Source organism: Candidatus Symbiopectobacterium sp. (assembly GCF_020054415.1).
GTDB lineage: Bacteria > Pseudomonadota > Gammaproteobacteria > Enterobacterales > Enterobacteriaceae > Symbiopectobacterium.
In genome coordinates, this window is the sequence record NZ_JAHWCO010000044.1 from 1 (window position 1) to 11,834 (window position 11,834).

The window sequence follows — 11,834 nt, forward strand, 5'->3', positions numbered from 1 at the left end:
CAGGTGGGTGAAGCCATGGCCATGGTCAAAGCGCTTAACCGGATCACGCTATTAGGAATGCCGAACAGTATTCGCATCACGTAACAATCGACCCGTATGGGGCGCAGTCGTCACAAGTTCTGATTTATTCAACAAAGCCGTAATAGGTATAGGGGCAAAAAAAACCGGTAAAAACCGGCTAAAGGATCGGAAATTGGGAAATAAATGATGATAGCGACCTCATTTTACCGCGTTGTGTTCGCCGCTTTTGTCGATTGATGCGATTAATTATTGCGCGATAGTATCCATAATGCGCGGCGCCCGTTTGCTGTTGTGCTTGTTTACAATGAGTTGGCCGTAGGTAGCATGGAATCCTGTCTAACATCATCCGTTTTTTGCCGTATAATCCCGTACGTTACGTTTGAGCTTTGGGGTAAGGGTGAAACAACTTTCTCACTTGTTGCGTCGTATGCAGCAGGTATTGCGTGAACCGCAGCCAGCATTGCCGGGAAGTCGACAACTAGTCGTCTCTTTGCCCATGGATGTCGCTGCGACAGAAGAGAGTGAGCCGTCATTGTTGCCTTGGTTGGCCACCCAGCCTGTTTATCCCCAGTTTTACTGGCAGCACCGGCAGGAGCAGGAAGAAGCTGCCGTGTGCGGTATCGTACGCGGTTTTCGCCATATCAGTGATGCCGAAGGTTTTTTTAAGCGTCATCGCAGTGCGCCGGATGTGCGTGTCTGGGGGCTCAACGGCTTTGAGCACACCACTGTGGAACGGGGAGAATCGGCTGACTATCTCTTTTTACCGCGCGTTGAAGTCATTCGTCAGGGTAACCAACTGAGCCTCAAAGTGAATCTGTTCAGTGAGACCTCATTGCAGGCGGATGCCGATGAAGCCGCCGCGTTTATCAAATTCCTGTTGCCCGCGCATCCCATTGCGCCGCTGACCAGTCGCATTGTGGCGCAAGAGCATCAACCTTCGCGGGAAGGGTGGGTTAGCATGCTCGAACAGGCACTGGCGAGTATTGCCGCCGATGAGATGGCAAAAGTGGTTTTGGCGCGCTGTACCACGCTGACGTTGTCGCAGCCGCTGCGCGCGGCAAGTATGATGGCCGCCAGCCGCGCCGCCAATCATCGCTGCTTCCACTTTATGCTGGCCCACAATGCTGAACAGGCTTTTATGGGCTCCAGCCCTGAGCGCCTTTATTTACGCCAGGGGACGACCCTGAACACGGAAGCGCTGGCCGGAACGGTCGCCAGCGATGACAACGACCGCACCGCCGAGACGCTCGCGCAGTGGTTGATGAACGACAGAAAAAACCAGTGCGAAAACCAATTCGTGGTGGACGATATCAGCCAACGGTTGCAGCACTCCGCCGTCACGTTGGATGTTATGCCCCCGGAAGTGATAAGGTTGCGTAAAGTGCAACATCTGCGCCGCGCGATCCGCGCCACGCTGCATCATGCTTCTGATACCGCCTGCCTGAATGATTTGCAGCCGACTGCGGCGGTGGCTGGGTTGCCCCGCCAGGCAGCGCGTGCGTTTATTCGTCAGGTTGAGCCGTTTACGCGCGGCTGGTATGCCGGTTCTGCTGGTTATCTTTCACTGGCGCAGGCCGAATTTTGCGTTGCCTTACGTTCAGCAGAGATCAATGGCGATAAAATCAACCTCTATGCCGGTGCTGGCATTTTGCCGGGATCTGATCCAGAGCAAGAATGGGTAGAGCTGGATAACAAAGCGTCAGGGTTAAAGACACTATTCGACGGCGAAGTGTCATAGTTTTGTTTTATCTTTGTTGTGCAGAGTGCGGGTTTATATCAAAGTCAGCCTCATGAAAAAAAATATAATAAGCGGTATATCCTGAAATCAGAGCAGTCGAGTCCACCATGTCAACAAGTGTATTTAATCGTCGCTGGGCCACATTATTGCTTGAGGCGTTGACTCGTCATGGCGTTCGCCATATTTGCATCGCGCCGGGCTCGCGCTCAACACCGTTAACGCTGGCCGCGGCTGCGCATGCCTCGGTAGTCTGCCATACCCATTTCGACGAACGTGGGTTGGGCCATCTTGCGCTTGGCTTATCCAAGGCATCGCGTGAACCCGTGGCAATCATTGTGACGTCGGGTACGGCAACAGCCAATCTTTATCCGGCGATCATTGAAGCAGGGTTGACCGGGGAACGGTTGGTGGTGCTGACTGCCGATCGTCCGCCCGAATTGATTGACTGTGGGGCCAATCAGGCCATTCGCCAGCAGGGTATGTATGCCTCTCACCCTACTCAGGTACTCAATCTGCCGCGCCCGACGCCGGATTTGCCCGCACGCTGGCTGGTGTCGGCAATCGATGGAGCGGTGGGGGAATTAACCCACGGCGCGTTGCATATCAACTGCCCTTTTGCTGAACCGCTGTATGGCCACGATGACGACGATTTGTATCAGGACTGGCTGGCTACATTGGGCGGATGGTGGCAAACGCGCGCGCCCTGGCTGCGGGTAGCACATCAAACGGAGGTCGCCGTGGAGCCCGATTGGCCGCTGTGGCGTAAAAAGCGCGGAGTGGTTCTGGTGGGCCGGGTGACTGCGCAAGAAGGGGCACAACTGACGGCCTGGGCGGAAACGTTAGGTTGGCCGTTGATTGGCGATGCCCTCTCGCAAACTGGCCAACCGTTGCCTTATGCGGATTTATGGCTGGCGCATCCGACCGCTGCGCAGCAATTGCAGGCGGCCGAGGTGGTCTTGCAATTTGGTGGGAGTCTGACTGGAAAACGCGTGTTGCATTGGCAGGAGCACTGCTGTCCGCAAGAGTTCTGGCTGATTGACCCGATGCCGGGGCGGCTCGATCCGGCCCACCATCGCGGGCGTCGTCTGGTGGCCCCTGTCAGTGACTGGCTTGATGCCCATCCGGCGCACGCGCAGGCACCGTGGGCGCGCGGATTGTCGGCGTGCGTAGAGGCGGTCCGTAATTATGTGGCCGCGCGGTTGGCGGGACCCTTTGGCGAAGCGCCATTGGCGCACCGTTTGGCGACGCTGCTACCGCCAAATGGTCAACTGTTTGCGGGCAATAGTCTGGTGATTCGCCTGATCGATGCACTGGCGCAGTTGCCGGGTGCTTATAACGTGTATGGCAATCGCGGCGCCAGCGGCATTGATGGCCTGATCGCCACGATGGCGGGAGTCCAGCGGGCAAACGGGTTGCCGACGCTGGGGATTGTGGGCGATCTATCCGCGTTATACGACATGAATTCGCTGGCGTTGCTGCGTCAGGCACCGGCTCCGCTGGTGCTGATGGTGGTGAACAACAACGGCGGACAGATTTTCTCTCTGCTGCCGACGCCTGCTCGGGCGCGAGAAGCCTTTTATTGTATGCCGCAAGACGTGGCGTTTAGCCACGTTGCGGCCATGTTCGGACTGAACTACGTTCGAGCGGAAAGCTGGAAACAGGTGAGCGAAGCCACTGCGGCTTGCTGGGCACAAGGTGGCGTAACCTTTCTGGAGGCCGTCGTCGAAGCCAAGGCGGGGGCTGACACTCTCAATCAACTCGCTACGCAGGTTGCCAGCGGTGAGATTGAAACACAGCTGGAAAGCGACATTGCCCGTTTAGAACCGCTCCCACGATGAGCTTGCACTGCCTGCGTATTGCGCCTCCCGATGTTACGCCAGAGACACCCTGGCTGGTGCTGTTGCATGGGTTGCTTGGTCGCGGTGATGACTGGCAGGCGCTGTGCCCGCTGTTGCCAGAGTGGCCCATTCTGCAAGTGGATTTACCGAGCCATGGCGCTTCGACGTGTGTGCGTGTCCGTGATTTCAGCGAGATGCGCCAGCAGTTGGCGCTGACATTGTATGCGCAGGGCATCACCCGTTACTGGCTGATTGGTTATTCGTTAGGTGGGCGTATCGCAATGGATTTCGCGGCCTCTTGTGCCGGTGAAGCGGCGGAAGGATTACGTGGCCTGCTGGTGGAAGGCGGCAACCCTGGGGTGCAGGAAGATACAGCGCGTCAGGCGCGCATGGAGCACGATGCGCGTTGGGCGTGGCGTTTTCGCCATGAGCCCTTATCCGTGGTACTGGCTGACTGGTATCGCCAGGGCGTGTTTGCAGATTTGGATGATGAAACGCGCCAGAAGTTAGTATCTCTGCGCAGTCACAACGATGCCGTTGCCGTGGCAGATATGCTGGAAGCAACCTCGCTAGGTCGACAACCGTGGTTAGTGGATGCGGTGCGCCGTCGCGGTTTACCCTTTGGTTATCTGTGTGGCGCGCAGGATCAAAAATTTCAGGCTATTGCCCAGAAATATCGCTTGCCGCTGTTGTCGGTTGCGCGGGCGGGCCACAATGCGCACCGTGCCAACCCGGCAGACTATGCACAACAGATACGTAGGTTTATCACTTTGCCCGACGCCACACAGGCGCAGGGCTGATTATCTCTCTGCCACGGTAGCGCCCTGGCACCCTATGAAGGAAGGAACACCATGCTTTATCCGAGTGAAGAACTGCTGTATGCCTCGGTTGAATGGCACGATTGCAGCGGTGATTTTGTCGATATTCTCTACCACAAATCGACGGACGGCATTGCCAAAATCACCATTAACCGCCCACAGGTGCGTAACGCGTTCCGTCCGCTGACGGTAAAAGAGATGCTCCAGGCGCTGGAAAATGCCCGCTACGATGACGGTATCGGCGTGATTATTCTTACCGGTGCCGGTGACAAAGCGTTATGTTCCGGTGGCGATCAGAAAGTGCGCGGCGATTACGGCGGCTATCAGGACGACAGCGGCGTTCATCACCTCAATGTGCTGGATTTCCAGCGTCAGATCCGTACTTGTCCGAAACCGGTTGTGGCGATGGTTGCCGGTTACTCCATCGGTGGTGGTCATGTGTTGCACATGATGTGCGATCTGACCATTGCCGCAGAAAATGCGATTTTCGGGCAAACCGGTCCGCGCGTTGGCTCCTTTGACGGTGGGTGGGGCGCTTCTTACATGGCGCGTATCGTGGGCCAAAAAAAGGCGCGTGAAATATGGTTCCTGTGCCGCCAATACGATGCGGCTCAGGCGCTGGATATGGGACTGGTCAACACCGTTGTGCCGTTGGCTTCCCTGGAGAAAGAAACGGTGCGCTGGTGTCGCGAAATGCTGCAAAACAGCCCGATGGCGCTGCGCTGCCTGAAAGCGGCACTCAATGCCGATTGCGACGGACAGGCAGGGCTTCAGGAGTTGGCTGGCAACGCGACCATGTTGTTCTACATGACGGAGGAAGGGCAGGAAGGTCGTAACGCCTTCAACGAGAAACGTCAGCCCGACTTCGGCAAATTTAAGCGTAATCCATAATGCGTAGCGCGTCGGTTCATCGCTACAGCGTTCCGATGGACGCGGGCGTAGTGTTGCGCAATCAGCGCCTAAAAACCCGCGATGGGCTGATCCTGCACCTGCGCGATGGCGCGCACGAAGGCTGGGGTGAAGTCGCTCCGTTGCCGGAGTTCAGTCAGGAAACGCTGCCGCAAGCGCAGGCTGCACTGTGTGCGGCGCTGACACAGTGGCAAACGGGAGACGAGCCGGATGATGCCGCATTGCCACCGTCGGTGGCGTTCGGGCTAAGCTGTGCGCTTGCCGAGTGCGACTCACGCTTGCCGCTGGCTGCTGATTATCGTAAAGCGCCGTTGTGCAGCGGCGATCCGGATGAGCTGTTTGCGCTGCTGCAAGGCATGCCGGGCGACAAAGTGGCGAAAATCAAGGTAGGGTTATACGAAGCGGTGCGTGACGGCATGATAGTCAATGTGTTGCTGGAAGCACTGCCAGATTTGACGCTGCGTCTGGATGCAAATCGCAGTTGGACGCGTGTCAAAGCCGATGGTTTTGCGCGCTATGTGGCGCCGGAACTGCATTCACGCATTGCGTTTCTTGAAGAGCCGTGCAAAACCCGTGAAGAATCCCGCGCCTTTGCCCGTGACACCGGTATTGCTATCGCCTGGGATGAAAGCGTGCGTGAGGCCGATTTTCGCGTGCAAGCTGAACCCGGCGTAAGCGCGATTATCATCAAGCCGACGCTGGTGGGCAGCCTGGCACGCTGCGAGCAGTTGGTGCGCGAGGCGCATCAGGCCGGTTTGACGGCGGTAGTCAGTTCCAGCATTGAGTCGAGTTTAGGGCTGACGCAGTTGGCACGTATTGCCCAGTGGCTGACGCCGAATGTTGTTCCTGGTTTGGATACGCTGGATTTGATGCAGGGACAGGTGGTTCGCGCCTGGCAGGATAGTGTGCTGCCGCTGCAATCGTTGGAATCACTGGATAAGGTATGGCAGGCATAAAGGACTGGCCCTGGCGATATTGGGCAGAGCGAAAACCGCAGGCGTTAGCGCTGACGGTGGAGGCGCAGGCATGGAGCTGGCAACGGCTGGCATCGCATTGCACCGCCCTTGCCGCTGACTTTTCCCGGCAAGGGGTTAACCCTGACGATATCGTGGCACTGCGTGGGAAAAACAGCGCCGCGATGCTATTCAGCTATCTGGCGTTGCTGCAATGCGGTGCGCGGGTGTTGCCGCTGAATCCGCAATTGCCAGCGTCGCTGCTGTCCACACTGTTACCCTCGCTTGGCGTGGCGTATTTTCTTTCTGTCTCGCCGCCAGACGTTGACGTTCCGGTGACATGCCATCCCCTTTATTATCCCGAGAGTTTCACTGCGGAGACGCACTCAGAGCGACAATCCCCTGAATGGCAGGCTTCACGCCTTGCCACCCTGACACTGACCTCCGGTTCCAGCGGGCTGCCGAAGGCGGTGGCGCATGCTTTCTCCGCCCATATCGCCAGTGCGCAAGGGGTCATTGAACTGATGGCCTTTACGGCGCAGGGCAGTTGGTTGCTATCGCTGCCCTTATTTCACGTATCAGGGCAAGGCATTGCCTGGCGCTGGCTGACGGTGGGAGCGCGGCTAGTGCTGCGCAGTGCGCGACCGTTGGAGCACGCGTTGCAGGATTGTTCGTATGCCTCATTGGTGCCGACGCAGTTATGGCGGTTGTTGGCGCAAGGTAATTTGCCTGACGCGTTGAGCGCCGTTTTGCTTGGCGGTGCAGCGATTCCTCTGGAATTGACTCAGCAGGCTGAGGCTCGAGGTATTCGCTGCTGGTGCGGTTATGGCATGACGGAAATGGCTTCAACGGTCTGTGCCAAACGGGCTGATGGTCAAGCTGGCGTCGGTCTTCCTTTACTGGCACGTGAAATAGCGGTGCAGGACGGGGAAATTTTGCTGCGCGGTGACAGCATGGCCGCAGGGTATTGGCGGGACGGTGCGTTGCTGCCGCTCACGGACAGTGACGGTTGGTTCCATACGCGCGACAGCGGGGTGTTCCAACACAATGAGTGGCACGTGCTGGGGCGGTTGGACAATCAGTTTTTCAGCGGCGGTGAAGGTATCCAACCGGAAAATATTGAAGCGCTGCTGTTGGCGCATCCGAAGGTGCAACAGGCTTGCGTAGTGCCGGTGGCGGATACCGAATTCGGTCAGCGTCCGGTGGCTGTAATAGACGTCTCCCCCGAGGTGACGCTTGCTTCTATCCGCAACTGGCTCACGCCGCAGTTAGCGGGCTTTCAACAGCCGGTCGCCTACTACGCGTTTCCCGCCGAATTACACGGCGGCGGCATCAAAATTGCGCGGGTGCAGGTGCAAGCCTGGGCGGAAAAAATCTACCTCAATGGCACGAATTAAGCGGTTTTTTTACGCGTTCGTTGATGATATTAATGCAATTTGTTGCTGGTCACTGGGGCTGATTCAGGTAAAATACCTCAGATGCGATGTCTTGATTGTATACCCGTCATACTTCACGTTGCAGATGTGTTGGCAGTGCTCGTTCACCCGAATCACTGAACCGAGTAAGCTCATCGTGATTCACTCCCTTGCCGCCTTCCTGCAACGCGAATTATTTAGGGTATAGCGTTTAATGATCGATTTAAGGATAAAAACAATGAAAAATATTGCGATTGCCCTGGCAGGCAGCTTGCTGCTGGCAACAGCTACGGCTCAGGCTATCAGCCTCTCCGGGGAAGCGGGTGATGACTATGTGCGCGCGAGCGCGGGCTTTGGTCTGGGCGTTCCTGGTCTCGGCGCTAACGTCAGTTACGGTCACGGTAAAGACAATAATGACGTGTACGGTTTCGGTTTGGGCTATACGCTGCCGCTGGGTGCGGCATCACTGACTGTGGGTGGCAAAGCGCTCTATTTGAACCAGCAACACGCGACCGACGGTTATGGTGTGGCGCTGGGCGGTGGGTTGCAGTTCCCGATCAACCGCTATTTCTCTCTGTATGGTGAAGGGTATTATGCGCCGGACGCGTTCTCCAGCCATATCGATCACTATGTAGAAGCAAAAGGCGGCGTACGCTGGCAGGTGTTACGCACGCTTAATCTGGATCTTGGCTACCGTTATATCAATATCGGTGGTGAAAGCGGACGCTCTGATAACAAAGTGGCTGATACGTTCTACCTGGGCGCAGACTTTACTTTCTAAGCCAGCGCGTAGCGTCATAAAAAATGGGTGTTCGCAGAGCGACACCCATTTTTGTTGGGCGTTAGTGAGCACTGATGGGACAGGCGATCAGCCTACCGTCGGCAGCCAGCCACTCGCCATGGCGCACTGTATGGCAATAATGCCGATACCGCATAAAAACACCAGCAGTAGTGCTGGTGTACCGCCCGGCGTCGATGCACCTACAAGGTGCTGTTGCCGCACGCGCCAAGTGAGCAGCACCGGAATTAACAACGCCAGCACCGCGAGCGCAATGGCGGCATAACTCAGCGCCATGACAAATCCTTGCGGATAGAACAACGCAAAAATCAGCGGCGGCATAAACGTCAGTGCACCCGTTTGTAGTCGTCCACGCGCCGTATTCTTGCGTTTGAACAAATCGGCAAGATAGTCAAACAGACCAAGAGCCACGCCAAGGAAGGAGGTTGCCAGCGCCAGATCGGCGAAAAGGTGGACCGCAACTTCTACGTGAGGGGAGGCAACCAACGTTCGGATCGATTGCATCAGCCCATTTAAACCGGCTTGCTGCGCCATGATCGCCGCGAAGCTGTTGCCACTCAGCGCGCCAAGCGTTGCCAGTTGCCAGAACAGATACACAAACAGCGGTATGGCGCTGCCGATGATAAAGATACGGCGCAGCTTGCTGCTATCTCCCCCCATGTAATGCACAATGCTGGGAATACTGCCGTGGAAGCCAAATGACGTCAGTACCACAGGCAGTGCGGAGAGCGTGAGCCCTTGTTGCAGCGGGAGTGTCAGAAGGTTCTGTTTTTCGACGTGCGGAATCATCATCCCCAGCATGACCAGCAGCATCAGCAATTTTCCGCTAAACAGCAGACGGTTAAAGAAATCTACTGATGTGGTGCCGATGCATACCACGCTGCCCGCAAGCAGGGTAAACAGCAGAGTACCCGCAGACGATGGGAGCGCGTAGCCACTCCACTGGTGCAGGCTGCTTGCCAGCAGTTCGCCAGCGCCACTGATATAGGCGGCGGTGAGGGCATACATCAAAAACAGCATGCTGAAGCCCGTGAGCCATTGGCCCCACTGACCCAGATAAATTTTTGCCAGCGTGCCCAAACCGGTATGGGATGGCTGATATTGATAAACTTCGACCAGTAATAACGCGCTGTAGCACATCAGCAGCCACAGGCTCAACAAGATAGCGAAAGTGACGCTGAAACCCACGCAGGAGGTTGCCAACGGCATAGCGAGCATACCCGCGCCAATGGTGGTGCCCGCGACGATAAATATGCTGCCAATTGTACGATTTTTCACCCTTTCTCCTGAGTGTGATGCTATCTCTTTTTCTTATGGCAGCGCAGACTAGAGTATTCCGTAAAGTATGTCAAAACGCCGTTACGATGGCTGTAAAGTTGACGTTACGATTTAGGCGCTTTCACAAAAAGTGGGTGGCTGTGAGCGCGGCGATTGTCTTTCTGCGAGGGAGTTTTTGCAGTGAAAGAAAAACACAGGAGTAGAACATGCTGAGGGTGGAGATGTTGTGTACCGGAGACGAAGTGCTCCATGGACAGATTCTGGATACTAATGCGGCCTGGTTGGCGGATTACCTGTTTGAGCAAGGCATCCCGATGACCAGCCGAATGACGGTCGGTGACAAGCCGGAAGAACTGGTGGCGGCGCTGACGCAACGTAGCCATATTGCCGATGTGCTGATTGTAAACGGCGGCCTGGGGCCAACCAGTGACGATCTGAGCGCGTTAGCGGCCGCAACGGCGGCGGGCGAAGGGCTGGTAGAGCACCCTGAGTGGATTGCACGTATGGAGGCGTTTTTCACTGAGCGCGGCCGGGTAATGGCACCAAGCAACCGTAAACAGGCGCAAATTCCGGCCAGTGCCGAGGTGGTGGATAACCCGATAGGGACAGCGTGCGGGTTTATGTTAACGCTGAATCGTTGCCTGATGTTCTTTACGCCCGGCGTACCGTCCGAATTTAAACGGATGGTGGATGAGCAGATTGTGCCGCGTCTGTGCGAGCGTTTTTCTGTGACATCTGCACCGCTGTGTCTGCGCTTGACCACCTTCGGCCGCTCAGAGAGCGATTTGGCAAACCAGCTCGACACCCTGCCGCTGCCGGAAGGGGTAGTGTTGGGCTACCGTTCCTCCATGCCGATCATTGAACTGAAACTGACCGGTCCGGCGTCGCAGCGGGCGGCGATGGAATCCGCTTGGGAGACGGTGCGCTCAGTGGCGGGTGAAAATGCATTGTTCGAAGGCACGCAAGGTTTACCGGCACAGTTGGCGCAGCGTTTGACTGAGAAGGGTTTGACGCTGGCCGTCGGAGAATCATTTACCGCTGGCCTGCTCCATTGGCAACTGAATGCCGCACAAGTGCCGCTTAGCGGTGGGGCGCTGTGGTCGCAGACGCCATTTGCCACGCTGACCGTGCTGGCGGAGGTGGCAAACCGCCTAGCTGATGAGCATCAGTCTTCACTGGCGCTGGTGGTGAGCGATCGTCAGGACGATCGTTTATCCCTTGCATTGCACACTCCGCAGGGCACTTTTGCTCAGGCGATTTCGTTTAACGTGACGCGCTATAGCCTGCAAACCCATCAGGAAGTGGTTGCCATGCTGGCGATGAACATGCTGCGCCGCTGGCTGAACGGTTGGTCACCGTACGGTGGGCATGGCTGGATCTCGGTGGTGGAGACGTTGGGGTAAACGTGTTTTGCCTTTGATTTTCTGGGTTCCCCCGCGTCCAATGGCGATATATGTGAGTAGCGGAGCCTATTTAAGATTTTGTGTAAATGCCTTTCCTCAGAAGTGACCGTCAAGGTGGTCACCGAACTCGATAATAAAGCGACTCATTGCCATACGCCAGTCCTGTAAGGGCATCGTCCACTTCTGTGATGCAGCCTGGATTGCCAGCCATACGACCTTCTTCACCGAGTCATCAGTCGGGAACACCTTGCGTTTCTTGATTGCATGCCGGATCACGCTGTTCAGTGATTCTATAGCGTTCGTCGTGTAGATTACCTTGCGAAGTTCCTGCGAGTACGAGAAGAATGTCGACAGGTTGGCCCAGTTTGACTGCCAGCTCCGGCTTATCTGCGGATAGCGGTGATCCCATGTCCCACCGAACGTATCCAGCGCCTGAAGCGCGGCCTCTTCGGTTGGAGCCTGATACACTGCTTTGAGGTCGCGTGTTACCGCCTTATAGTCCTTCCAGGCAACGAAGCGCAGACTGGTGCGCACCATGTGCACGATGCACAACTGGATGCGTGCTTCCGGGTAGACCGTGTTGATGACATCCGGGAACCCTTTCAGGCAGTCCACACAGGCAATGAGGATGTCGGTCAGGCCACGGTTTTTCAGTTCTGTCA

General features: G+C 56.5%; 10 protein-coding genes and 1 pseudogene. 9 read left to right on the forward strand and 2 right to left on the reverse strand.

The features are described 5' to 3' along the window. From QZ506_RS01490 to QZ506_RS01525, 8 genes and pseudogenes are all read left to right on the forward strand, one after another. Positions 1-84 (forward strand): annotated as a pseudogene (locus QZ506_RS01490) (lipoprotein); the annotation flags it as partial. Positions 85-418: 334 nt separating this feature from the next. Beyond that, positions 419-1,759, forward strand: a complete 1,341-nt coding sequence (gene menF, locus QZ506_RS01495; protein ID WP_291968565.1) for an isochorismate synthase MenF — start codon at positions 419-421, stop codon at positions 1,757-1,759. Positions 1,760-1,866: 107 nt separating this feature from the next. After that, positions 1,867-3,597, forward strand: a complete 1,731-nt coding sequence (gene menD / locus QZ506_RS01500; RefSeq protein ID WP_291968566.1) for a 2-succinyl-5-enolpyruvyl-6-hydroxy-3-cyclohexene-1-carboxylic-acid synthase — start codon at positions 1,867-1,869, stop codon at positions 3,595-3,597. Further along, entirely contained in the window at positions 3,594-4,397 is an 804-nt protein-coding gene (menH, locus tag QZ506_RS01505; RefSeq protein ID WP_291968568.1) for a 2-succinyl-6-hydroxy-2,4-cyclohexadiene-1-carboxylate synthase, read from the forward strand. The genes menD and menH overlap by 4 nt, the downstream gene beginning before the upstream one ends. 51 nt (positions 4,398-4,448) lie before the next feature. Further along, entirely contained in the window at positions 4,449-5,306 is an 858-nt protein-coding gene (menB, locus tag QZ506_RS01510) for a 1,4-dihydroxy-2-naphthoyl-CoA synthase (RefSeq protein WP_291968570.1), read from the forward strand. Then, a complete protein-coding gene (gene menC, locus QZ506_RS01515) occupies positions 5,306-6,280 on the forward strand; it encodes an o-succinylbenzoate synthase (protein ID WP_291968572.1) in 975 nt (324 codons plus the stop codon). Before menB ends, menC begins: the two co-directional genes overlap by 1 nt. Beyond that, positions 6,268-7,674 carry an o-succinylbenzoate--CoA ligase gene (gene menE / locus QZ506_RS01520; RefSeq protein WP_291968573.1) on the forward strand — a complete coding sequence of 469 codons (1,407 nt, stop codon included), beginning with the start codon at positions 6,268-6,270 and terminating at the stop codon, positions 7,672-7,674. The genes menC and menE overlap by 13 nt, the downstream gene beginning before the upstream one ends. 256 nt (positions 7,675-7,930) lie before the next feature. Beyond that, positions 7,931-8,473: a YfaZ family outer membrane protein gene (locus tag QZ506_RS01525; RefSeq protein ID WP_291968574.1), complete on the forward strand. Its 543-nt coding sequence runs from the start codon at positions 7,931-7,933 to the stop codon at positions 8,471-8,473. 87 nt (positions 8,474-8,560) lie between these two features. Here QZ506_RS01525 and tyrP read toward each other — a convergent pair whose 3' ends face one another. Next, a complete protein-coding gene (gene tyrP / locus QZ506_RS01530; protein ID WP_291968576.1) occupies positions 8,561-9,769 on the reverse strand; it encodes a tyrosine transporter TyrP in 1,209 nt (402 codons plus the stop codon). 206 nt (positions 9,770-9,975) lie between these two features. On the opposite strand from tyrP, the gene QZ506_RS01535 reads away from it, so the two are divergent. Next, positions 9,976-11,172 carry a nicotinamide mononucleotide deamidase-related protein YfaY gene (locus QZ506_RS01535; protein WP_291968578.1) on the forward strand — a complete coding sequence of 399 codons (1,197 nt, stop codon included), beginning with the start codon at positions 9,976-9,978 and terminating at the stop codon, positions 11,170-11,172. 96 nt (positions 11,173-11,268) lie between these two features. Here QZ506_RS01535 and QZ506_RS01540 read toward each other — a convergent pair. Next, on the reverse strand, positions 11,269-11,834 hold a 566-nt coding region (locus tag QZ506_RS01540), incomplete at its 5' end, for a transposase (protein ID WP_291968580.1).

Bases quoted from the DNA above. Each gene is read 5' to 3' on its own strand.
- menD (WP_291968566.1), top strand. From the start codon at position 1,867: ATGTCAACAAGTGTATTTAATCGTCGCTGGGCCACATTATTGCTTGAG.
- menH (WP_291968568.1), top strand. From the start codon at position 3,594: ATGAGCTTGCACTGCCTGCGTATTGCGCCTCCCGATGTTACGCCAGAG.
- menB (WP_291968570.1), top strand. From the start codon at position 4,449: ATGCTTTATCCGAGTGAAGAACTGCTGTATGCCTCGGTTGAATGGCAC.
- menC (WP_291968572.1), top strand. From the start codon at position 5,306: ATGCGTAGCGCGTCGGTTCATCGCTACAGCGTTCCGATGGACGCGGGC.
- menE (WP_291968573.1), top strand. From the start codon at position 6,268: ATGGCAGGCATAAAGGACTGGCCCTGGCGATATTGGGCAGAGCGAAAA.
- QZ506_RS01525 (WP_291968574.1), top strand. From the start codon at position 7,931: ATGAAAAATATTGCGATTGCCCTGGCAGGCAGCTTGCTGCTGGCAACA.
- QZ506_RS01535 (WP_291968578.1), top strand. From the start codon at position 9,976: ATGCTGAGGGTGGAGATGTTGTGTACCGGAGACGAAGTGCTCCATGGA.